The 19,462-nt window shown below is 53.4% G+C and carries 16 protein-coding genes and 7 tRNA genes; 6 read left to right on the forward strand and 17 right to left on the reverse strand.

Annotated features, from left to right (window positions below; genetic code table 11):
• Positions 1-84 precede the first annotated feature (84 nt).
• The gene (ubiF, locus tag N1689_RS01365) at positions 85-1,257 is read left to right on the forward strand and encodes a 3-demethoxyubiquinol 3-hydroxylase (protein ID WP_161732101.1); all 1,173 of its coding nucleotides are present in this window, start codon (positions 85-87) and stop codon (positions 1,255-1,257) included.
• A gap of 103 nt (positions 1,258-1,360) precedes the next feature.
• Here the strand turns inward: ubiF and N1689_RS01370 are convergent.
• The 12 genes from N1689_RS01370 to nagB form a co-directional block, all read right to left on the reverse strand.
• Positions 1,361-1,435 (reverse strand) — tRNA-Gln (locus N1689_RS01370).
• Between the two features lie 28 nt (positions 1,436-1,463).
• Positions 1,464-1,538 (reverse strand) — tRNA-Gln (locus tag N1689_RS01375).
• Positions 1,539-1,544: 6 nt separating this feature from the next.
• Positions 1,545-1,621: transfer RNA gene (locus N1689_RS01380), tRNA-Met, on the reverse strand.
• 22 nt (positions 1,622-1,643) lie between these two features.
• Positions 1,644-1,718: transfer RNA gene (locus N1689_RS01385), tRNA-Gln, on the reverse strand.
• A gap of 35 nt (positions 1,719-1,753) precedes the next feature.
• Positions 1,754-1,828: transfer RNA gene (locus N1689_RS01390), tRNA-Gln, on the reverse strand.
• A 22-nt stretch (positions 1,829-1,850) separates the two neighbouring features.
• Positions 1,851-1,935 (reverse strand) — tRNA-Leu (locus N1689_RS01395).
• 9 nt (positions 1,936-1,944) lie between these two features.
• Positions 1,945-2,021 (reverse strand) — tRNA-Met (locus N1689_RS01400).
• 218 nt (positions 2,022-2,239) lie between these two features.
• Entirely contained in the window at positions 2,240-3,907 is a 1,668-nt protein-coding gene (gene asnB, locus N1689_RS01405; protein ID WP_260057674.1) for an asparagine synthase B, read from the reverse strand.
• A 308-nt stretch (positions 3,908-4,215) separates the two neighbouring features.
• Positions 4,216-4,968, reverse strand: a complete 753-nt coding sequence (locus N1689_RS01410; RefSeq protein ID WP_013357117.1) for an HAD-IIA family hydrolase — start codon at positions 4,966-4,968, stop codon at positions 4,216-4,218.
• Between the two features lie 39 nt (positions 4,969-5,007).
• Positions 5,008-6,228 (reverse strand): N-acetylglucosamine repressor, encoded by a 1,221-nt coding sequence (locus tag N1689_RS01415; protein WP_161732104.1) that lies wholly within the window; start codon positions 6,226-6,228, stop codon positions 5,008-5,010.
• A 7-nt stretch (positions 6,229-6,235) separates the two neighbouring features.
• A complete protein-coding gene (gene nagA, locus N1689_RS01420) occupies positions 6,236-7,384 on the reverse strand; it encodes an N-acetylglucosamine-6-phosphate deacetylase (RefSeq protein WP_161732106.1) in 1,149 nt (382 codons plus the stop codon).
• Positions 7,385-7,446: 62 nt separating this feature from the next.
• Positions 7,447-8,247 (reverse strand): glucosamine-6-phosphate deaminase, encoded by an 801-nt coding sequence (gene nagB, locus N1689_RS01425; RefSeq protein ID WP_013357120.1) that lies wholly within the window; start codon positions 8,245-8,247, stop codon positions 7,447-7,449.
• A 328-nt stretch (positions 8,248-8,575) separates the two neighbouring features.
• Here nagB and nagE point away from each other — a divergent pair, with 328 nt between their 5' ends.
• The 3 genes from nagE (at position 8,576) to N1689_RS01440 (ending at position 13,055) form a co-directional block, all read left to right on the forward strand.
• The gene (gene nagE / locus N1689_RS01430) at positions 8,576-10,603 is read left to right on the forward strand and encodes an N-acetylglucosamine-specific PTS transporter subunit IIBC (RefSeq protein WP_161732108.1); all 2,028 of its coding nucleotides are present in this window, start codon (positions 8,576-8,578) and stop codon (positions 10,601-10,603) included.
• A gap of 152 nt (positions 10,604-10,755) precedes the next feature.
• Positions 10,756-12,423, forward strand: a complete 1,668-nt coding sequence (glnS, locus tag N1689_RS01435; protein WP_253421323.1) for a glutamine--tRNA ligase — start codon at positions 10,756-10,758, stop codon at positions 12,421-12,423.
• Between the two features lie 236 nt (positions 12,424-12,659).
• A complete protein-coding gene (locus tag N1689_RS01440) occupies positions 12,660-13,055 on the forward strand; it encodes a hypothetical protein (RefSeq protein ID WP_260057678.1) in 396 nt (131 codons plus the stop codon).
• Positions 13,056-13,120: 65 nt separating this feature from the next.
• Here N1689_RS01440 and fur read toward each other — a convergent pair whose 3' ends face one another.
• The 4 genes from fur to ybfF form a co-directional block, all read right to left on the reverse strand.
• Entirely contained in the window at positions 13,121-13,564 is a 444-nt protein-coding gene (fur, locus tag N1689_RS01445) for a ferric iron uptake transcriptional regulator (protein ID WP_009091454.1), read from the reverse strand.
• A 347-nt stretch (positions 13,565-13,911) separates the two neighbouring features.
• Positions 13,912-14,442 (reverse strand): flavodoxin FldA, encoded by a 531-nt coding sequence (gene fldA / locus N1689_RS01450; protein WP_013357124.1) that lies wholly within the window; start codon positions 14,440-14,442, stop codon positions 13,912-13,914.
• Between the two features lie 132 nt (positions 14,443-14,574).
• A complete protein-coding gene (gene ybfE / locus N1689_RS01455) occupies positions 14,575-14,850 on the reverse strand; it encodes a LexA regulated protein (protein ID WP_161732113.1) in 276 nt (91 codons plus the stop codon).
• 168 nt (positions 14,851-15,018) lie between these two features.
• Positions 15,019-15,783 (reverse strand): esterase, encoded by a 765-nt coding sequence (gene ybfF, locus N1689_RS01460; RefSeq protein WP_033782330.1) that lies wholly within the window; start codon positions 15,781-15,783, stop codon positions 15,019-15,021.
• Positions 15,784-16,033: 250 nt separating this feature from the next.
• Between ybfF and seqA the strand changes: the two genes are divergently transcribed.
• Both seqA and pgm read left to right on the forward strand, forming a co-directional pair.
• A complete protein-coding gene (gene seqA / locus N1689_RS01465; RefSeq protein WP_013357126.1) occupies positions 16,034-16,582 on the forward strand; it encodes a replication initiation negative regulator SeqA in 549 nt (182 codons plus the stop codon).
• A 26-nt stretch (positions 16,583-16,608) separates the two neighbouring features.
• Positions 16,609-18,249, forward strand: coding sequence for a phosphoglucomutase (alpha-D-glucose-1,6-bisphosphate-dependent) (gene pgm / locus N1689_RS01470; RefSeq protein WP_222924360.1), 1,641 nt, complete (start codon positions 16,609-16,611; stop codon positions 18,247-18,249).
• Positions 18,250-18,597: 348 nt separating this feature from the next.
• On the opposite strand, the gene kdpE is transcribed toward pgm, so the two are convergent.
• Positions 18,598-19,272 (reverse strand): two-component system response regulator KdpE, encoded by a 675-nt coding sequence (gene kdpE, locus N1689_RS01475; RefSeq protein ID WP_222924359.1) that lies wholly within the window; start codon positions 19,270-19,272, stop codon positions 18,598-18,600.
• Positions 19,273-19,462 lie beyond the last annotated feature (190 nt).

The raw sequence follows: 19,462 nt of genomic DNA on the forward strand, positions 1-19,462 counted from the left end.
CCAGCCATCGGGTTTTCCGGTACACTTTGCTCTATTCAGACCCGCAATGCGCAGGCTGGCAGGAATAAGAGAGGGAGTTAAGCAATGCAGGATAATCAGTTTGATGTCGTGATTGTCGGCGGTGGCATGGTCGGTGCTGCGCTGGCCTGTGGACTGACACAGCACCATTTTCGCGTGGCGGTGATTGAGCGTGCCGAACCCGCGCCGTTTGATGCCGACAGCGATCCCGATCTGCGAATTTCAGCAATCGGATCTTCCTCGGTGGCGTTGCTGAAGCAGCTCAATGTCTGGCCGCGGGTCGAAGCGATGCGCAGTGCGCCCTATCGCAGGCTGGAAACCTGGGAGTGGCAGACCGCGCAGGTGAGTTTTGATGCTGCCTCGCTGAACTTGCCTGAACTGGGCTTTATGGTCGAGAACAGCGTGCTTCAGCGGGCATTATGGGAGGAGATGCAGTCGCTGGGCGTGACCTGCTATTGCCCGGCCACGCTGGAAAACCTGCAGCCAGAAAATGGCGGCTGGCGCGTCGACCTTAACGACGGCATGGCCTTGCATACCCGGCTGGTGATTGGTGCAGATGGCGCAAACTCGCAGGTGCGGCAGATGGCCGGAATCGGGATTCATGGCTGGAGCTATGCGCAGTCCTGCCTGCTGATAAGCGTGACCTGCGAACATCCGGCAGGGGATGCGACCTGGCAGCACTTTACACCTCAGGGACCACGAGCCTTTTTACCGCTGTATGGCAACCGGGCCTCGCTGGTCTGGTATGACGCGCCCGCAAGAGTGCGTCAGCTTCAGGCGATGCCGATAGCCCAGCTGGAAAAAGAGATTGCCAGCCACTTCCCGGCGCGGTTGGGACGGTTTAAAGCCCATGCGGCGGGTGGCTTCCCGCTGGTGCGACGTCATGCTTCACGTTATGTCCTGCCTGGGCTGGCGCTGGTCGGTGATGCCGCGCATACCATTAACCCGCTGGCCGGGCAGGGCGTGAATCTGGGGTACCGCGATAGTGATGCGTTGATAGATGTACTGGTGAGCGCACGCGGTGCTGCGGAGGACTGGGCCTCAGAGCGGGTATTACAGCGCTATCACCGGCAGCGTCGCAAAGACAATCTGCTGATGCAGGGCGGGATGGATCTCTTTTATTTTGCCTTCAGCAATCAGCTGGCACCGCTGCGGTTTGCGCGAAATCTTGGACTGATTGCTGCCGAACATTCTGGCGTACTGAAGCGGCAGGTATTGCGTTACGCGCTGGGGCTATAGCCGCTCACGTGTTCAGGCTCGCCGCAGGGCGGGCCTGTAATCAGGATGGTGGATAAGGAATAAAAACAACAAAGCCCGCAAAAGCGGGCCTGGTTGTGCAATTTGGCTGGGGTGCAGGGATTCGAACCCCGGAATGCTGGTATCAGAAACCAGTGCCTTACCGCTTGGCGACACCCCAATAATGGGCTTTTCAAATTGTCTTTGTATGGCTGGGGTGCAGGGATTCGAACCCCGGAATGCTGGTATCAGAAACCAGTGCCTTACCGCTTGGCGACACCCCAATTATATGGTGGCTACGACGGGAATCGAACCTGTGACCCCAGCATTATGAGTGCTGTGCTCTAACCAGCTGAGCTACGTAGCCAAATTGTACTGCATTTCAATGATGGCTGGGATACCTGGATTCGAACCAGGGAATGCCGGTATCAAAAACCGGTGCCTTACCGCTTGGCGATATCCCATTCGTCCGTTCTCAGCATACAAGAATCATCGAAATTGGCTGGGATACCTGGATTCGAACCAGGGAATGCCGGTATCAAAAACCGGTGCCTTACCGCTTGGCGATATCCCATCCACGCTGCCGAATAATGAAATGGTGCGGGAGGCGAGACTTGAACTCGCACACCTTGCGGCGCCAGAACCTAAATCTGGTGCGTCTACCAATTTCGCCACTCCCGCAAAAAAAGATGGTGGCTACGACGGGAATCGAACCTGTGACCCCAGCATTATGAGTGCTGTGCTCTAACCAGCTGAGCTACGTAGCCATCTTTTTTTCGCGTTACCTTCATCGGCGTTGCGGGGCGCATTATGCGGAGTTGACCAGACAGCGTCAACAAGTTTTTTACCGTTTTTTGCCAGATAATCGCTGTTTGACTGGCTTATAACCAGCCTGGCGGTTTATTCGGCAATTTTTCAGTGAATACAACGCTCATCGTAAAAAAAATGGGCCATAACAGGCCCATTCCGGTGGCTTTCTGTCAGGTTATTTATAGGCTGACTGATGCACACCCACGGCACGTCCGGAAGGATCGTCCATGTTTTTAAACGCTTCATCCCACTCAATCGCTTTGGCGGAAGAACAGGCAACGGATGGACCGCCAGGCACACACTCTGCCGCACTCGCTAACGGGAACAGCTCTTCGAAGATCTCACGATAGAGATAAGCTTCTTTCGAACCCGGCGTGTTGAACGGGAAGCGGAAATGGGCGGTTGCCAGCTGCTGGTCGCTGATTTGCTTCGCGGCCACTTCCTTGAGTGAGTCGATCCAGCTGTAACCCACACCATCAGAGAACTGCTCTTTCTGACGCCACGCTACGCTCTCTGGCAGGTAAGAGGAGAAACATTCACGCAGAATGTGTTTCTCCATTTTACCGTTGCTGCCACACATTTTGTCGGCAGGGTTGATACGCATTGCCACATCCAGGAATTTTTTATCCAGGAAGGGTACGCGGGCTTCAACGCCCCAGGCGGACATCGCTTTGTTGGCACGAGCGCAGTCGAACATATGCAGCGCCTGCAGTTTACGCACGTTTTCTTCGTGGAACTCTTTGGCGTTTGGCGCTTTATGGAAGTAGAGATAGCCGCCAAAGACTTCGTCTGCACCTTCGCCTGACAGCACCATCTTAATGCCCATTGCTTTGATTTTACGCGACATTAAGTACATCGGCGTAGAGGCGCGAATGGTAGTGACGTCATAGGTTTCAATGTGATAAATCACATCGCGAATCGCATCCAGACCTTCCTGCACGGTGAAATGAATTTCGTGGTGCACGGTGCCCAGATGTTCAGCGACAGATTTTGCTGCTTTTAAATCAGGTGAACCTTCCAGCCCGACCGCAAAGGAGTGTAGCTGCGGCCACCACGCATCACTTTTATCCTGATCTTCAACCCGTTTCGCCGCAAAACGCTTGGTCACGGCTGAAATGATGGAGGAGTCCAGACCGCCTGACAGCAGCACGCCATAAGGGACGTCTGACATCAGGTGGCTTTTCACGGACTCTTCAAGCGCATGTTTCAGGCCTGCCGCATCAGTGGTGTTGTGTTCAACGTTTTTGTATTCCATCCAGTCACGCTGCCAGTAACGACGGATTTCGCCATCGGTGCTGGAGAGATAGCTTCCCGGCGGGAACTCTTTGATCGAACGACACGCCGGTACCAGCGCTTTCATTTCTGACGCAACAAACAGGTTGCCGTGTTCATCGTTACCCACATAAAGCGGGATGATGCCGATATGGTCGCGGCCAATCAGATACGATTTCTTAACGCTGTCATAGAGGATAAAGGCGAACATGCCTTCCAGCTCATCAAGGAAATCGACACCTTTCTCCTGATAGAGCGCCAGAATCACTTCACAGTCAGAACCGGTCTGAAATTCATAGCGATCGCTGAGCTCAGCGCGCAGCGCCTGATGGTTGTAAATTTCGCCGTTAACGGCCAGTACGTGGGTGTGATCGGCGTTGTACAGGGGCTGTGCGCCGTTGTTAACGTCAACAATTGAGAGGCGTTCATGCGCCAGAATAGCCTTGTCATCTGCATAGACGCCTGACCAGTCCGGGCCGCGATGACGCATTAAGCGTGAACATTCCAGCGCTTTCTTGCGCAGCTCAACAGGATCGGTTTTCAGATCCAGCACACCAAAAATTGAACACATAACTGACTCCTGATCTCACCTTACGGCGATGTTATCTTTTGCGTTTGTCCGGCAGCCTGACGCTGCGTGATAGATAAGAAAATGCGCTATTTGGTGCATTCAATGCAAGAGGAATCGTGATTTACTGATAAAAATATTGCTCACATGGCAATAAAATTAAATAAACGATAGTTTTAACGTTGTTTTGTTGTTGGATCGGCAATGAAATGGTGTTTGTGAGTAAAAAACAGGCAGTGAAAGTAGGCGGGAACATGCAAAAAAAGGGGGACGCATCACAGATTAACCGGATGCGTCATAAGAAAAATGAATCAGAACAGATCAATATCGGCAACAGAAGGGTAGATCCAGTCTGGACGGAACGGCATGGCATCGATATCACTCAGCGTCGAGACGCCTGACAGCACCAGTACTGTCTCCAGACCTGCCTGGAAACCGGCGAGAATATCGGTTCGCAGGTTATCACCCACAATGACCGTCTCTTCCGAGTGGGCCTGCATTTTATTCAGCGCGGCACGCATGATGTAAGGGCTGGGTTTGCCCACCACAAACGGGCTACGACCTGAGATCTTCTCAATACCGGCGCAGAGCGCGCCACAGGCGGGTATAAAGCCGCGCGCGTGCGTATCGGGGTTAGTGGCGATGAAGCGCGCGCCGTTAGCGACGAAGAAGGCCGCTTTGTGCATCATGTCCCAGTTGAACGAACGCGTCTCCCCGACAATGACAAAATCGGGATTCACATCCGTAATGGTAAAGCCCGCTTTATAGAGCTCATGAATCAACGCGCCTTCACCAATGACATAGGCCTTTTTACCCTCCTGACGACGCAGGAAGTCTGCTGTAGCCATGGCAGAGGTATAGAAAACGGATTCAGGGACCTCGACACCAGCCGAAGCAAAGCGGTTAGCCAGATCCTGCTCGGTCTGCGAGGGATAGTTCGTCAGCACCACCAGCGGCATCTCTTTGGCCAGAATGCGCTGTAAAAATTCCTGTGCGCCAGGAACGGCCGTGTTGTCGTGCATCAGCACGCCATCGATATCACAAATTACGCTTTTAATGGTCATAGTCAGATCCGATGTGGCCCGCCACAACAGCGGGTTAGCTTAGTCTTCCAGAAGATGTTGCAGCAGAATGCCGTTAAGCATGGCACGTTTAGCCAGCGCAAACGCGCCAATCGCAGAACGGTGATCCAGGGTAGAACGCACCACCGGCAGATTTTTACGGAAAGCTTCTAATGCCTGGGTGTTGATGCAGCCTTCAATCGCGGGCAGCAGCACTTTTTCTGCTTCCGTAATCTCGCCCGCCAGCACAACTTTTTGTGGATTAAACAGGTTAATCGCGATGGCAATCGCTTTGCCGAGATACCGGCCTACCTGTTCGACCACTTCACAGGCCAGCGGATCACCCTGATTGGCCGCTTTGCAGATGTGGGACATCTGGCACGCCTCCAGCGTCAGTACACTGGGGTAGCCCTGATTCAGCAGATGCCGCACCCGATTTTCAATGGCGCCGTTAGCGGCAATGGTTTCAAGGCAGCCAAAGTTGCCGCAGTGACAGCGCTCGCCAAGCGGGTCAACCTGGATATGGCCGATTTCGCCGACGTTGCCGTTGCTGCCGAGGAAAATATGACCGTTAGCAATAATGCCGGCACCCGTGCCACGGTGTAAGCGCACCAGGATTGAGTCAGCACAGTCGCGACTTGCACCGAAATAGTGCTCGGCCAGCGCCAGACTGCGAATATCGTGCCCCACAAAACTGGTGACGTTGAACCGTTTCTTCAGACTGGCGACCAGCGGCCAGTGGCTGACAGAGATGTGTGGCATATAACGGATCACGCCGTTAATCGGGTCAACCAGGCCCGGCAGGATGACGGAAATCGCGATCAGCTCGCGTATTTTACGCTGGTGCTGCTCGATAAAGCCGTTGATGGCGTTAAACAGCGCATGCTCCAGCGTCTCCTGGGTGCGTTCCGGCAGCGCATAATCTTCCTGCGCCAGCGATTTACCGCTGAGGTCGAACAGGGTCAGGGTGGCATCGTTGCGGCCGAGGCGAACCCCGATGGTATGGAAGTGGCGGGTTTCAGTGATAATCGAGATAGCGCGGCGACCACCGGTAGACGCCTGCTGGTCTACCTCTTTGATCAGGCCGCGCTCAATCAACTGGCGGGTAATTTTGGTGACGCTGGCGGGGGCGAGCTGGCTGAGTTCGGCAATCTGAATGCGCGATATCGGCCCCTGTTGATCAATCAGCCGGTAAACCGCTGCGCTATTAAGTTGCTTAACAAGATCGACATTTCCTATTTGTGACTGGCCGCCAGTGGTCATTCAGTGCTTACTCGCTCAGGACGTCGTCTCCGTTGACTAACGTCTTAATGATTTTAAAGTCGCGCGTAAACACAGTCAGGTTCGCGATTTTTCCTGCTTCGATCGAGCCCAACTGTCTTTCCACGCCCATCGCCCGTGCCGGGTAGAGTGATGCCATGCGTAACGCTTCGTCCAGTGCGATACCGACATGCTCGACGCTGTTTTGTACCGCTTCAATCATCGTCAGGGCCGAACCACTGAGTGTGCCGTTTTCGTCAACACAGAGGCCGTCACGATAATAGATTGTTTTTCCAGCAAAAATAAACTCGCTGATATCAGCGCCAGCCGGTGCTGTGGCATCCGTTACCAGCACCAGTTTGTCGCCTTTGATGCGTTTTGCATTGCGCACGTTAGCGTAATGTACATGTAAACCATCCGCAATAATGCCGCAGTATACATCAGGCGAATCAAACAGCGCACCGATAAGCCCGGGTTCACGTCCGGCAAACGCCGGCATAGCATTGTAGAGGTGGGTCGCGAAACTCACGCCCGCAGCAAAGCCCGCTTTCGCCTCTTCATAGGTCGCATTCGAGTGACCTGCTGAGACAATGATTCCGGCATCGGTCAACTGACGAATCACGTCGCTGCCTGCGTTTTCCGGTGCCAGGGTGACTTTGGTAATGACGTCTGCGTTGTCGCAAAGATACTGCACCATCGCCGCATCCGGCAGGCGAATCAGTGCCGGATCGTGTGTGCCTTTTTTCGCTTTGCTCAGCCACGGGCCTTCCAGATGCAGACCCAGCGCCTGATGCTGATGTTTCTGCAGGTAAGCGCGCATGGTTTCAATCGCCCGCTTCATCAGCGCGTCGCTGCTGGTGATCAGCGTCGGTAAAAAGCTGGTGCAGCCAGACTTTTCATTGGCGCGCTGCATCGTTTCCAGCGTCTCAATGCTGAGCGCATCCAGGCTGTCATTGAACTGCACGCCACCGCAGCCATTAAGCTGGAGATCGATAAAGCCCGGCGCAATAATCGCACCCGCCATATCCCGCTGCTCAATATCAGCCGCGAGCGATTCACGCGGGCAGACGCGCGCAATGTGCCCGTCTGCCACCACGACGGCGTGATTATCCAGAATCTCATGGCCGCTGTAGATCCGGCCGTTTACTAATGCGTACATCTCTCTTCTCCCGTCCTGGCCTGCTGTCACTCAGCGTAACAGCAGGGCAAGGCACTATTCTGTTACACGCCTTTCATATTTTCCGCTTCCATTTCGCGGAAATATTTCACGGTTTTCACTTTCAGTTCCATGGTGGCTGGCTCATCACAGACCACAACCGATTTCGCATGCAGCTGCAGACAGCTGATGGTCCACATATGATTCACGTTACCTTCAACTGCTGCCTGCAGTGCCTGCGCTTTGACATGACCGGTGACCAGAATCATGACTTCTTCGGCATCCAGCAGCGTGCCGACGCCGACCGTCAGCGCATATTTAGGTACCTGATCAACGTCCCCGTTAAAGAAGCGCGAGTTCGCCACGCGGGTATCATGGGTCAGGGTTTTAATACGGGTACGCGAAGCCAGTGACGAAGCCGGTTCGTTAAAGGCGATATGACCGTCGTTGCCAACGCCGCCCATAAACAGGTGAATTTTACCCAGTGCGCGAATTTTCTCTTCGTACTGACGACATTCTGCGTCAATATCAGGCGCATTACCATTCAGCAGGTTGATATTTTCCGGTTGAATATCAACGTGATCGAAGAAGTTACGATACATAAAGCTGTGATAGCTTTCAGGATGCTCTTTTGGCAGACCGACATATTCATCCATATTGAAAGTCACGACATGTTTAAAACTGACCTGGCCCGCTTTGTGCATATCAATCAGGTGCTTGTACGCCTCCAGTGGCGTGCCGCCGGTTGGCAGACCCAGAACAAAAGGCCTGTCCGCCGTCGGGTTAAACGCATTGATGCGGTTAACAATATGTCGGGCGGCCCATTTACCTACCTGGGTTGGCGTCGCTAATGGAATCAGTCTCATGTTTCACCTCAATTAAAAATGGAAAGGGGATCGCTAAACCGCTGCGTTAGTCATCAGCCTGAGCAGATGATCTATTCTCGCCACGGGCGGAGCACAATTCAATATTTCGGATCATAAAATAAGTTTGTGGTGATAGCCAGATGTTGCCGTGTGAAACGATGTTTTTTAGTGATAAAAATCACATTTACCAGGGTTTTAATTTGCGAGGCGAATTAATTTATCATTACACTTCGCTGCGTGATATGAAGTGTATTAACGATCTTTGCAGCTGACATAACAACATTAAGCAGCGCAAAGCGACAAGTCAGGCTCATAGGGGGAAGGGGATATGTTAGGTTACTTACAAAAGGTGGGGCGCGCACTGATGGTGCCGGTAGCAACCCTGCCAGCAGCAGCGATATTAATGGGGGTCGGTTACTGGATTGATCCAGACAGTTGGGGGGCAGGTAATGCGCTGGCGGCATTACTGATCAAGTCGGGTGCGGCAATCATTGAGCACATGTCGGTGCTGTTTGCGATCGGTATTGCCTACGGCATGTCAAAAGATAAAGATGGTGCCGCAGCGCTGACTGGCTATGTCGGCTTTCTGGTGGTCACCACGCTCTGCTCACCCGCTGCAGTGTCGATGATTCAGAAAATTCCTTTGGATCAGGTGCCAGCAGCCTTTGGCAAAATTGAAAACCAGTTTGTCGGCATCCTTGTCGGTATTCTGTCGGCAGAGGTCTATAACCGCTTCAGCCACGTTGAACTGCCTAAGGCACTCTCTTTCTTCAGCGGACGCCGGCTGGTGCCGATTCTCGTTTCGTTCCTGATGATCTTTGTCGCTTTTATCCTGATGTATATCTGGCCCGTGGTGTTTAATGGTCTGGTTAACTTTGGTGAACATATCCAGAAGCTCGGCTCTGCCGGTGCCGGTATCTACGCCTTCTTCAACCGCCTGCTGATTCCGGTCGGTCTGCATCACGCCCTGAACTCCGTGTTCTGGTTTGATGTTGCCGGCATTAATGACATTCCTAAATTCCTGGGGGGTGCGCAGTCACTGGCTGATGGATCGGCAACCGTGGGCATCACCGGTCGTTATCAGGCAGGCTTCTTCCCGATTATGATGTTTGGTCTGCCGGGTGCTGCGCTGGCTATCTACCACTGCGCGCGTCCAGAGAACCGTGTCAAAGTCGGTAGTATCATGCTGGCTGCGGCATTTGCTGCCTTCTTTACCGGTATCACCGAACCGCTGGAATTCTCCTTCATGTTCGTGGCGCCAGTACTTTATCTGATTCACGCCGTCCTGACCGGCATCTCGGTCTTTATCGCTGCCAGCATGCACTGGATTGCCGGATTTGGTTTCAGTGCCGGGCTGGTGGATATGGTGCTCTCGACCCGTAACCCGCTGGCAACACACTGGTACATGCTGATTCCGCAGGGCCTGGTCTTCTTCGTTATTTACTACGTGGTGTTCCGCTTCACCATCAAAAAATTCAACCTGATGACGCCGGGCCGTGAGCTGGCTGTTGCCGGTGATGAAAGCGATGGTTATGACGTCAACGTGGATAAAACTGACAATGGCGAAACGGCCACTGAATCGCTGGCGCGTCGTTATATTGGTGCCGTGGGCGGCTCAGCCAACTTAACCAGCATTGATGCCTGTATTACCCGCCTGCGTCTTAACGTGAATGATTCGGCGCAGGTTAATGAAGGCGTTGCGAAGCATCTGGGCGCATCCGGGGTGATCCGCCTTAATAAGCAGAGCGTGCAGATCATCGTGGGTACCCAAGCCGAAAGCATTGCCTCGGCGATGAAAAAAGTCCTGACCAAGGGGCCGGTCGCGGCCGCGGCTACCAGCAGTGCGCCAGTGGAGCCTGACATTAAACCGCAGGCCGTGCTGAACAGTGAGAAGCGTGTTATTGCGACATTGCTGGCACCGGTATCGGGCGAAGTGGTCGCGCTGGATGATGTGCCGGATGAAGCCTTTGCCAGCAAAGCAGTTGGCGATGGTCTGGCGATCAAACCCAGCGACAAATGGGTCGTGGCACCGATTGACGGTACGCTGGTGAAAATCTTCAACACCAATCACGCCTTCTGTCTGGAAACGGAGAATGGTGTAGAGATAGTGGTGCACATGGGACTGGATACCGTGGCGCTGGAAGGTAAAGGCTTTACCCGTCTGGCTGAAGAGGGGGCCACGGTGGTCGCCGGTCAGCCTGTGCTGGAAATGGACCTTGAATTCCTCAATGCCAATGCCCGCTCAATGGTGAGTCCGGTCGTGGTCAGCAACAGCGATGATTTTGCCGGTCTGACATTACTGGCCCGCGGTCAGGTGGTGGCAGGTGAAACTCCGCTGTATGAAGTGAAAGGCTAATCCCCGCAACATAACCCCACAGGCAGGAAGCGATTCCTGCCTTTTTTGTTTTAAAGGCTTAACAAACGGTTGTTTCCCTCAGACGCTTTGTGGATCATACTCCGTTACTTCGTGGTACAAATCACCCGTTATTCGTATTGAGGATTTTTGAGATGAGTGAGGCTGAAGCCCGCCCAACTAACTTTATTCGTCAGATCATTGACGAAGATTTGGCGAGCGGTAAGCACAGCAGCGTGCATACCCGTTTCCCGCCAGAGCCCAATGGTTATCTGCATATTGGTCATGCGAAATCGATCTGTCTGAATTTTGGCATCGCCCAGGATTATCAGGGGCAATGCAACCTGCGTTTCGACGATACCAATCCGGTTAAAGAGGATATGGAATTTGTTGAATCCATCAAGCGTGACGTCCAGTGGCTGGGTTTTGAGTGGAGCGGTGAGGTCTGTTACTCATCAAACTATTTTGATCAGCTTTATGACTATGCTATCGAGCTGATTTCTAAAGGTCTCGCCTACGTTGATGAGCTGAGTCCGGATCAGATTCGCGAATATCGCGGCACCCTGAAAGAGCCGGGCAAAAACAGCCCTTATCGCGATCGCAGCGTGGAAGAGAACCTGGCGCTGTTTGAGAAGATGCGAAACGGTGAGTTTGCCGAAGGCACTGCCTGTCTGCGCGCGAAAATCGACATGGCCTCTAATTTTATCGTGATGCGTGATCCAGTGCTTTACCGCATCAAGTTCGCGGAACACCACCAGACCGGCAACAAGTGGTGCATCTACCCGATGTATGACTTTACCCACTGCATCTCCGATGCGCTGGAAGGCATTACGCACTCGCTGTGTACGCTGGAGTTCCAGGATAACCGCCGTCTCTATGACTGGGTGCTGGATAACATCACCATTCCGGTTCATCCGCGCCAGTATGAGTTCTCGCGCCTGAATCTGGAGTATGCGGTAATGTCGAAACGCAAACTCACTCAGCTGGTGACCGAGAAGCACGTTGAAGGCTGGGACGATCCGCGCATGCTGACCGTTTCAGGTCTGCGTCGTCGTGGTTACACCGCCGCCTCTATCCGCGAGTTCTGCCGTCGTATCGGCGTGACCAAGCAGGATAACATCGTGGAGATGGCCTCGCTGGAGTCCTGTATCCGTGATGACCTGAATGAGAATGCGCCACGTGCTATGGCTGTGCTGGATCCGCTGAAAGTGGTGATCGAAAACCTGCCAGCTGGCCATAACGAAATCATCACCATGCCAAATCATCCGGGTAAACCGGAGATGGGTACGCGTGAAGTGCCGTTCAGCCGCGAGATCTGGATTGACCGTGCCGATTTCCGCGAAGAGGCGAACAAGCAATATAAGCGCCTGGTGCTGGGCAAAGAAGTCCGCCTGCGCAATGCCTATGTGATTCGTGCTGAGCGCGTCGCTAAAGATGAAGCGGGCAACATCACCTGCATCTACTGCACCAGCGACGTAGACACGCTGAGCAAAGATCCTGCCGATGGCCGTAAGGTCAAAGGGGTCATTCACTGGGTGTCTGCGGATCACGCGCAGCCAGCAGAGTTCCGCCTGTATGATCGTCTGTTCAGTGTGCCAAATCCGGGCGCGGCAGAGGACTTCCTGGCGGTGATCAACCCTGAGTCACTGGCGATCAAACAGGGCTTTGTGGAACCGAGCCTGCGCGATGTGGAACCGACCACTCCGTTCCAGTTTGAACGTGAAGGTTATTTCTGCGCCGACAGCGTTTACTCTACGCCATCGCAACTGGTGTTTAACCGCACTGTCGGTCTTCGTGATACCTGGGCGAAAACTGGCGAATAAATTTTTTTGAGGCTGACCTCATAAAATGACAAAAGGGCGATTTATCGCCCTTTTTTGTTGCCCTGATTTTACTCATTGCCGACATTTATTCTGATCTAACCGCAACCGATTAAATGCCGCATTGTGAGAGAAATCTGAGTTTAAAAAAATTAATCAATTTCCAGATGTGAATTATCCGCTTTCAGGTAGGCTATGCGCTCTCAAAGGTTGCAAAGCGGGTTACAGAAGGAAAAAAAATGACAGTTCTCGCCCAGGAAGCCAGAAACAGTGTGGTCGTTTTACATCAGCTCATTGAACGTATTTTTAACCAGCCTGCCGGATCTGACGACAGTTTTGAGCTGCTGATGTCCTATTTTCATCCTGAATTCCGCATGGTCACCCCAAAGGGCAGAGAGTGCAATCTGAACGAGGTCGAGGCGCTTTTCCGGCAGCTGCAGGGACAGCGCGAAGGGATGCGCATTGTCACCTGCGAACACGTCATCCTCTCTCATCATGAAAAAGAGATCACCGTACAGTATCGCGAAATGCAGATGATGAATGGCAATAATCAGATCCGTATCTCGCTGGCGATACTGGACTGCAGCAGCTCTATTCCACGCTGGCGCTATCTGCAGGAGACGCTGGTCGCCTGATACAACAGCCGAAGACAGACGAAAAAAAACCGGTGAATTCACCGGTTTTTTTATTTCAGGTCGCGTTACTGGTCGTGCAGGGTTTCGTCTTCCCGGCAATCACCCAGCGTACAGTGTCCATAGAGATAGAGGCTGTGGTTGGTCAGCTTGATGCCATGACGGGTGGCGATTTCACGCTGACGCGTTTCGATCGACTCATCGCTGAACTCAATAACCTTGCCGCAATCCAGACAGATCAGATGATCGTGGTGATGCTGCTGCGTCAGTTCAAAGACAGATTTACCGCCTTCAAAGTTGTGACGGGTCACGATACCGGCGTCATCAAACTGGTTCAGAACACGGTAAACGGTAGCCAGGCCAATCTCTTCGCCGATGTCGATCAGGCGTTTGTACAAATCTTCCGCACTGACGTGATGGCACTCAGGTTCCTGAAGCACTTCCAGAATTTTCAGTCTGGGCAGCGTCACTTTCAGGCCAGCCTTCTTTAATGCGGTGTTATTGTCAGTCATGCGGATTTTGTCCTGTCACTATATTCACTTTTGTGGCTTATCGCCTTGAATGTCGATCTGCGCTCATTCTCATTTGCGTCTCATTATAGAACTGAAGCGATGAAATGAAAACCAGAGGGCGTGCCTGAATCATCACGGGCTGTGGGGGATAGGTCACCGGGCCGGGGAGGATTCTGGCAGATGTCTGTTGGTACATCGCTTAGTCTTACCACCTGAAAAAATAAGCGGAAGATCGATGCGGGTATTCTACAGATTAAACGGAGAAAGTTAAAAAAATGTGGCTATTATTTCTATAGGAATTTCCATTGCCTCAATGTGAGCTGGCGCTCACATTGAGGCGGGCAGGATCAGGCTTCAAGGATATCTTTCAGCTGCAGTTCATCAGAAATCTGCTTAACCCACTGCTCTACGCGCTGGTTGGTCAGTTCAGGCTGACGATCTTCATCGATGGCCAGACCCAGGAAGTGGGTATCATCGGCCAGCCCTTTTGAGGCTTCGAAGTGATAGCCTTCAGTTGGCCAGTGGCCCACTATTACGGCACCGTGCGGCTCAATGATGTCACGGATCGTGCCCATCGCATCACAGAAGTACTCCGCGTAATCTTCCTGATCGCCGCAGCCAAACAGCGCAACCAGCTTGCCGTTGAAATCGATCTCTTCCAGCGTCGGGAAAAAGTCATCCCAGTCGCACTGCGCTTCACCATAGTACCAGGTCGGAATGCCCAGCAGCAGGATATCAAACGCTTCCAGATCTTCTTTTGTGCTTTTCGCGATGTCATGCACTTCTGCAACGTCTGTACCCAGCTGTTTCTGGATCATTTTTGCAATGTTTTCGGTATTGCCGGTATCGCTGCCAAAGAAGATGCCTACGAGTGCCATGAGTAAAATAACCTCTTAAATCCTGATAATGAGATGTGTGCCGCAGCACATTTCAGCGAATAATAGCAGACGAGAGAAAACCGGTGAACGGTTAAAGCCCCGACATTTGCTCCTGCGTGCGTTTTGCCCGCATTAATCCAGTTGGAGCTGTGCCAGCAGCATCTGTTCAATCAGTTCGCTGCGGCTGAGATTGCGCTGTTCTGCCAGCGTGTTGAGCGCATCGACGGCTTCACTGTTCATTTTCAGTTCGACACGACGAAGTCCGCGTCCTTTGTCACGTTTGAGTTGATTGCGCTTGTTAATGCGCAGCTGTTCATCACGCGAAAGCGGGCTGGTTTTGGGTCGACCAGGGCGGCGCTCATCAGCAAAGAGATCGAGCGTCGTGCGGTCAGTCTGTTCTTTTGCCATGGCTTAGTAAAACTGAATGGGGGCGGGCGCCAGTCACTCACCGCGCAGATTATAAATTATTGGCCATTGCCGCAGCAAAACGGACGCGCGGCAAAATTTTAGCGCGCCATCATACTTCACGCTTACTCCGGACGCCAATCCTAAACCTTTGCCGCCATCTATTTGCTTTTAAAGCGCAAAAAAGCGACGGACACTGCGCAAAACGGCATCGGGTTTCTCTGCATGAACCCAGTGTCCCGCGCCTCCAATGACATGGGCCTGCGCGGCAGGGAACTGCTGCAGTAGCGCATCGCGGTAGCGGTTGTCCAGATAGCTGGAGTCGCCGCCGCGAATAAACAGCGCCGGATGATCCCAGGCCGGAACCGGCTGCCAGCCCGAGATCGTGGTGTAGTTATCCCACAGCACCGGGACGTTAAAGCGCCACTCGCCCGCCTGAAATGACTTCAGCAGGAACTGAATCACCCCTTCTTCATCGATAAGCGTACGCATAATCTTCGCCGCCTCACTGCGTGACGAGACGCCTGCGTCGGTTACAGCTCGAATGCCGGCAAAGATCTCGTCATGGCGGCGGGTCTGGTAGTCGACCGGGGCGATATCGATCATCACCAGCCGCTCAATGCGGTCCGGCACCAGCGCGCTCATGGTCATGGCGATCTTGCCGCCCATTGAGTGACCGATCACCGCGACGCGTTCAATGCCGTGCGCATCCAGCGTATCGACCATGTCCTGCGCCATTACAGCGTAGTTCATCTCGTCAGATCGTGGAGAGAGTCCGTGGTTACGGACATCAACCTGCAGCAGAGGACCGGCATCTTTCAGTCCGCGCGCCAGCACGCCAAGGTTATCCAGACTGCCAAAAAGGCCATGGATAAGCAGGACAGGTAAGGAATCAGCAGGGGATTGTTCAGTTTGCAGACGGGCGTTCAAAATCATAGCAAAGTTCTTAAGTTTGAGACCTGTGCTTAGGTTATCATGGTTTCACCTTTTCAGGCGCGCCGGTTCCGGCGGCATTAGGACATATTCTGACTTTTGCCCGTAAACCGTTTGATTGCTAACAACCCGCCTGAATTTAACTTTATAATCCTGATGTTAGAACCCGCACATCCTTTGAATTGCCTGACTATACTCAGAGCTTTTCAGGAAACAGGTGGTTCTGTCATGAGAAAGAACCGTACGGAATAAGATGAAAACGATCGAAGTTGACGAAGAGCTCTACCGTTATATTGCCAGCCACACGCAACACATTGGTGAAAGCGCATCCGACATTCTGCGTCGTATGCTGAAGTTCACTGCCGGTCAGACTGCACCCGCTTCGCCTGCTCAGCCAGCCTCAAAAGAGGCAGCGAAAGAGTCTCAGCCTGCGTCTGTCGGTTCGCGCCCGCAGGATCGTGTCCGCGCGGTGCGAGAGCTGCTGCTTTCCGATGAATATGCGGAGCAGAAGCGGGCGGTGAATCGCTTTATGCTTATCTTGTCAACGCTCTATCGTCTTGATACTGCAGCTTTTGCTGAAGCTACTGCATCTTTGCAGGGCCGCACCCGCGTCTACTTTGCCGGTGATGAGCATACGCTGTTACAGAATGGCACCCATACTAAGCCGAAGCATGTGCCCGGCACGCCGTACTGGGTGATCACCAACACCAATACCGGTCGTAAATGCAGCATGGTCGAACACATCATGCTCTCGATGCAGTTCCCTGCGGAACTGACCGAGAAAGTTTGCGGCACCATCTAAAACTTAAGCGTCAGGGAGCAGCGCCAATGGCCAATCACCCACGTGCCGGGCAACCCGCCCAGCAGAGCGATTTGATTAACGTTGCACAATTAACGTCACAATATTATGTCCTGCAGCCCGATGTGGCGAACCCGGAACACGCGGTGAAATTTGGCACCTCTGGCCATCGCGGCAGTGCAGGGCGTCAGAGCTTCAACGAGATGCACATTCTGGCTATCGCTCAGGCGATTGCTGAAGAGCGTAAAAAGAACGGTATCACCGGGCCTTGCTACGTTGGTAAAGACACCCATGCGCTATCAGAGCCGGCGATCCTGTCGGTGCTGGAAGTGCTGGCGGCGAACGGCGTTGATGTGATTGTGCAGCAGGACAATGGCTATACGCCGACCCCTGCAATCTCGAACGCGATTCTTGAGCACAACAAAGCGGGTGGACCGCTGGCTGACGGTATCGTCATCACACCATCGCACAACCCACCGGAAGATGGCGGCATCAAGTACAACCCACCTAACGGGGGACCGGCTGATACCAACGTCACCAAAGTGGTGGAAGATCGCGCCAATCAGCTGATCAAAGATGGGCTGAAAGAGGTGAAACGTCTGCCGCTGGAACAGGCGATGGCGAGTGGCCACGTGGTCGAGAAAGATCTCATCCAGCCTTACGTTGAAGGTCTGGCAGAGATTATCGACTTCCCGGCGATCCAGAAAGCAGGTCTGAAGCTGGGTGTTGATCCCCTGGGCGGTTCCGGTATTGCTTACTGGCAGCGTATTGCTGAGCATTATAAGCTGGATCTGACGCTGGTGAACGACGCAGTCGATCAGACCTTCCGCTTTATGCATCTGGATAAAGATGGTGTTGTGCGCATGGACTGCTCGTCTGAAAGCGCAATGGCAGGTCTGCTGGCCTACCGTGACAAGTTTGATCTGGCGTTCGGCAACGATCCCGATTATGACCGTCACGGCATTGTGACCCCGGCGGGTCTGATGAATCCAAACCACTATCTGGCGGTCGCGATCAACTATCTGTTCCAGCATCGTCCACAATGGGGCCAGGATGTTGCCGTGGGTAAAACCCTGGTGTCCAGCGCCATGATTGACCGTGTCGTCAACGACATTGGCCGCAAGCTGGTGGAAGTGCCGGTTGGCTTCAAATGGTTTGTTGATGGTCTGTATGACGGCAGTTTTGGTTTCGGCGGCGAAGAGAGCGCGGGTGCTTCATTCCTGCGTTTCGACGGCACGCCATGGTCAACGGACAAAGATGGCATCATCATGTGTCTGCTGGCGGCTGAAATTACCGCCGTGACCGGTAAAAACCCGCAGCAGCACTATGATGATCTGGCCGCGCGCTTCGGCGCACCAAGCTACAACCGTCTGCAGGCATCCGCCACTTCGGCGCAGAAAGCTGCGCTGTCGAAGCTGTCACCAGAGATGGTGAGCGCAGATACGCTGGCGGGTGATCCCATCACCGCGCGCCTGACGGCAGCACCAGGTAACGGTGCTTCAATCGGCGGTCTGAAAGTGATGACGGAGAATGGCTGGTTTGCGGCCCGTCCATCAGGCACCGAAGACGCTTACAAAATCTACTGTGAAAGCTTCCTGGGCGCAGAACATCGCGCGCAGATTGAGAAAGAAGCCGTAGAGATTGTTAGTGAAGTGCTGAAAAACGCCTGATTAGTCGGTCAGATAAAGAGGCGCATCGCGCGCCTCAGAGCTGCTGACAAACTCACATCAGGGTAAATCTGACCGCAACGGATTTATTTAACGCGCAGGGAGCAGGGTCAGAAGAGGAAAGCGTCACACGCCATGGACAAAAACGCCGGGAGCGTTTTTGAATAACGCAAAGCGTTAGCCCGGCAACGGTCGCACCTCACGGATGAGGTGCGTAATCGCGTGGGCCGAGCTGGTCATGGATTGGCTTTAGCGTCTTTCCGATCTGACCCTGTTTCCTGAGCAAGCTCGGTCTCACAGCGAACCGGGCCAGAATTTGTTGACAGTCTCAGGCGCCTCTGGCGCCTTTTTTTATGGCATAAAGCGATAGCCGATCCCGGTTTCGGTCAGCAGATGCGCCGGTTGGGTTGGATTCGCTTCCAGCTTCTGGCGCAGATGACCCATATAGATGCGCAGATAATGGCTGTGCTCAACCGCATTGGGTCCCCAGACCTGGCTCAGCAGCTGCCGCTGCGTCAGCACCTTGCCGGCATTATTCAATAGAATACTCAACAGACGAAACTCAATCGGGGTGAGGTGAATCTCACTGCCGCCGCGCTGTACCCGCCGTGCGGCAAAATCGACACTCACGTCGGCAAAGTGAATCCTGGCATCAGGCTGCTGGCCACTGTGCCGGCGCAGCGCCACCCGCACGCGCGCCAGCAGTTCGCCCACGCCGAACGGTTTGGTCAGATAGTCATCGGCCCCTGCATCCAGTGCGGCGATCTTATCCTGCTCATCACTGCGCGCCGACAGTACAATCACCGGGATAGCGCTCCACTGGCGCAGGTCGCGAATAAAATCGGTGCCATCTCCATCAGGCAGGCCAAGATCGAGGATCACAAGGTCTGGCTTGCGGGTCGCCGCTTCAATTAGTCCGCGCTGCAGCGTATCGGCATCAAACACCTTCAGATCTTCATTTTCCAGCGCCAGCCGGACAAAGCGGCGGATCTCTTTTTCATCTTCAACGATCAAAACCGTGGTCACGCAATACCTGCCTTGAGTGAGGGCCGAAGCGCTACTTTATCAATATTTTATGCTGCCGTCCGCGCACTTCATCTTTCGGATATTCAAACCCTCCTGTAACCTGGCGGTAACTTATCTGTAACTAAATTACAGGTTAATTCTTAAACAGCAAAAATAGCGACAATTAAGTGGTCAGATGAGTAGTAAAATT

This window comes from Pantoea sp. XY16 (assembly GCF_025153065.1).
GTDB classification, from domain to species: domain Bacteria; phylum Pseudomonadota; class Gammaproteobacteria; order Enterobacterales; family Enterobacteriaceae; genus Pantoea; species Pantoea alfalfae.

Excerpts from the sequence above, each read along its gene's own strand:
- ubiF (WP_161732101.1), top strand. The coding sequence starts at position 85 with ATGCAGGATAATCAGTTTGATGTCGTGATTGTCGGCGGTGGCATGGTC.
- ybfF (WP_033782330.1), bottom strand. The coding sequence starts at position 15,783 with ATGATTTTGAACGCCCGTCTGCAAACTGAACAATCCCCTGCTGATTCC.
- N1689_RS01415 (WP_161732104.1), bottom strand. The coding sequence starts at position 6,228 with ATGACCACTGGCGGCCAGTCACAAATAGGAAATGTCGATCTTGTTAAG.
- nagB (WP_013357120.1), bottom strand. The coding sequence starts at position 8,247 with ATGAGACTGATTCCATTAGCGACGCCAACCCAGGTAGGTAAATGGGCC.
- glnS (WP_253421323.1), top strand. The coding sequence starts at position 10,756 with ATGAGTGAGGCTGAAGCCCGCCCAACTAACTTTATTCGTCAGATCATT.
- nagE (WP_161732108.1), top strand. The coding sequence starts at position 8,576 with ATGTTAGGTTACTTACAAAAGGTGGGGCGCGCACTGATGGTGCCGGTA.
- seqA (WP_013357126.1), top strand. The coding sequence starts at position 16,034 with ATGAAAACGATCGAAGTTGACGAAGAGCTCTACCGTTATATTGCCAGC.
- pgm (WP_222924360.1), top strand. The coding sequence starts at position 16,609 with ATGGCCAATCACCCACGTGCCGGGCAACCCGCCCAGCAGAGCGATTTG.
- ybfE (WP_161732113.1), bottom strand. The coding sequence starts at position 14,850 with ATGGCAAAAGAACAGACTGACCGCACGACGCTCGATCTCTTTGCTGAT.
- fldA (WP_013357124.1), bottom strand. The coding sequence starts at position 14,442 with ATGGCACTCGTAGGCATCTTCTTTGGCAGCGATACCGGCAATACCGAA.
- asnB (WP_260057674.1), bottom strand. The coding sequence starts at position 3,907 with ATGTGTTCAATTTTTGGTGTGCTGGATCTGAAAACCGATCCTGTTGAG.
- nagA (WP_161732106.1), bottom strand. The coding sequence starts at position 7,384 with ATGTACGCATTAGTAAACGGCCGGATCTACAGCGGCCATGAGATTCTG.
- fur (WP_009091454.1), bottom strand. The coding sequence starts at position 13,564 with ATGACTGACAATAACACCGCATTAAAGAAGGCTGGCCTGAAAGTGACG.
- N1689_RS01410 (WP_013357117.1), bottom strand. The coding sequence starts at position 4,968 with ATGACCATTAAAAGCGTAATTTGTGATATCGATGGCGTGCTGATGCAC.
- N1689_RS01440 (WP_260057678.1), top strand. The coding sequence starts at position 12,660 with ATGACAGTTCTCGCCCAGGAAGCCAGAAACAGTGTGGTCGTTTTACAT.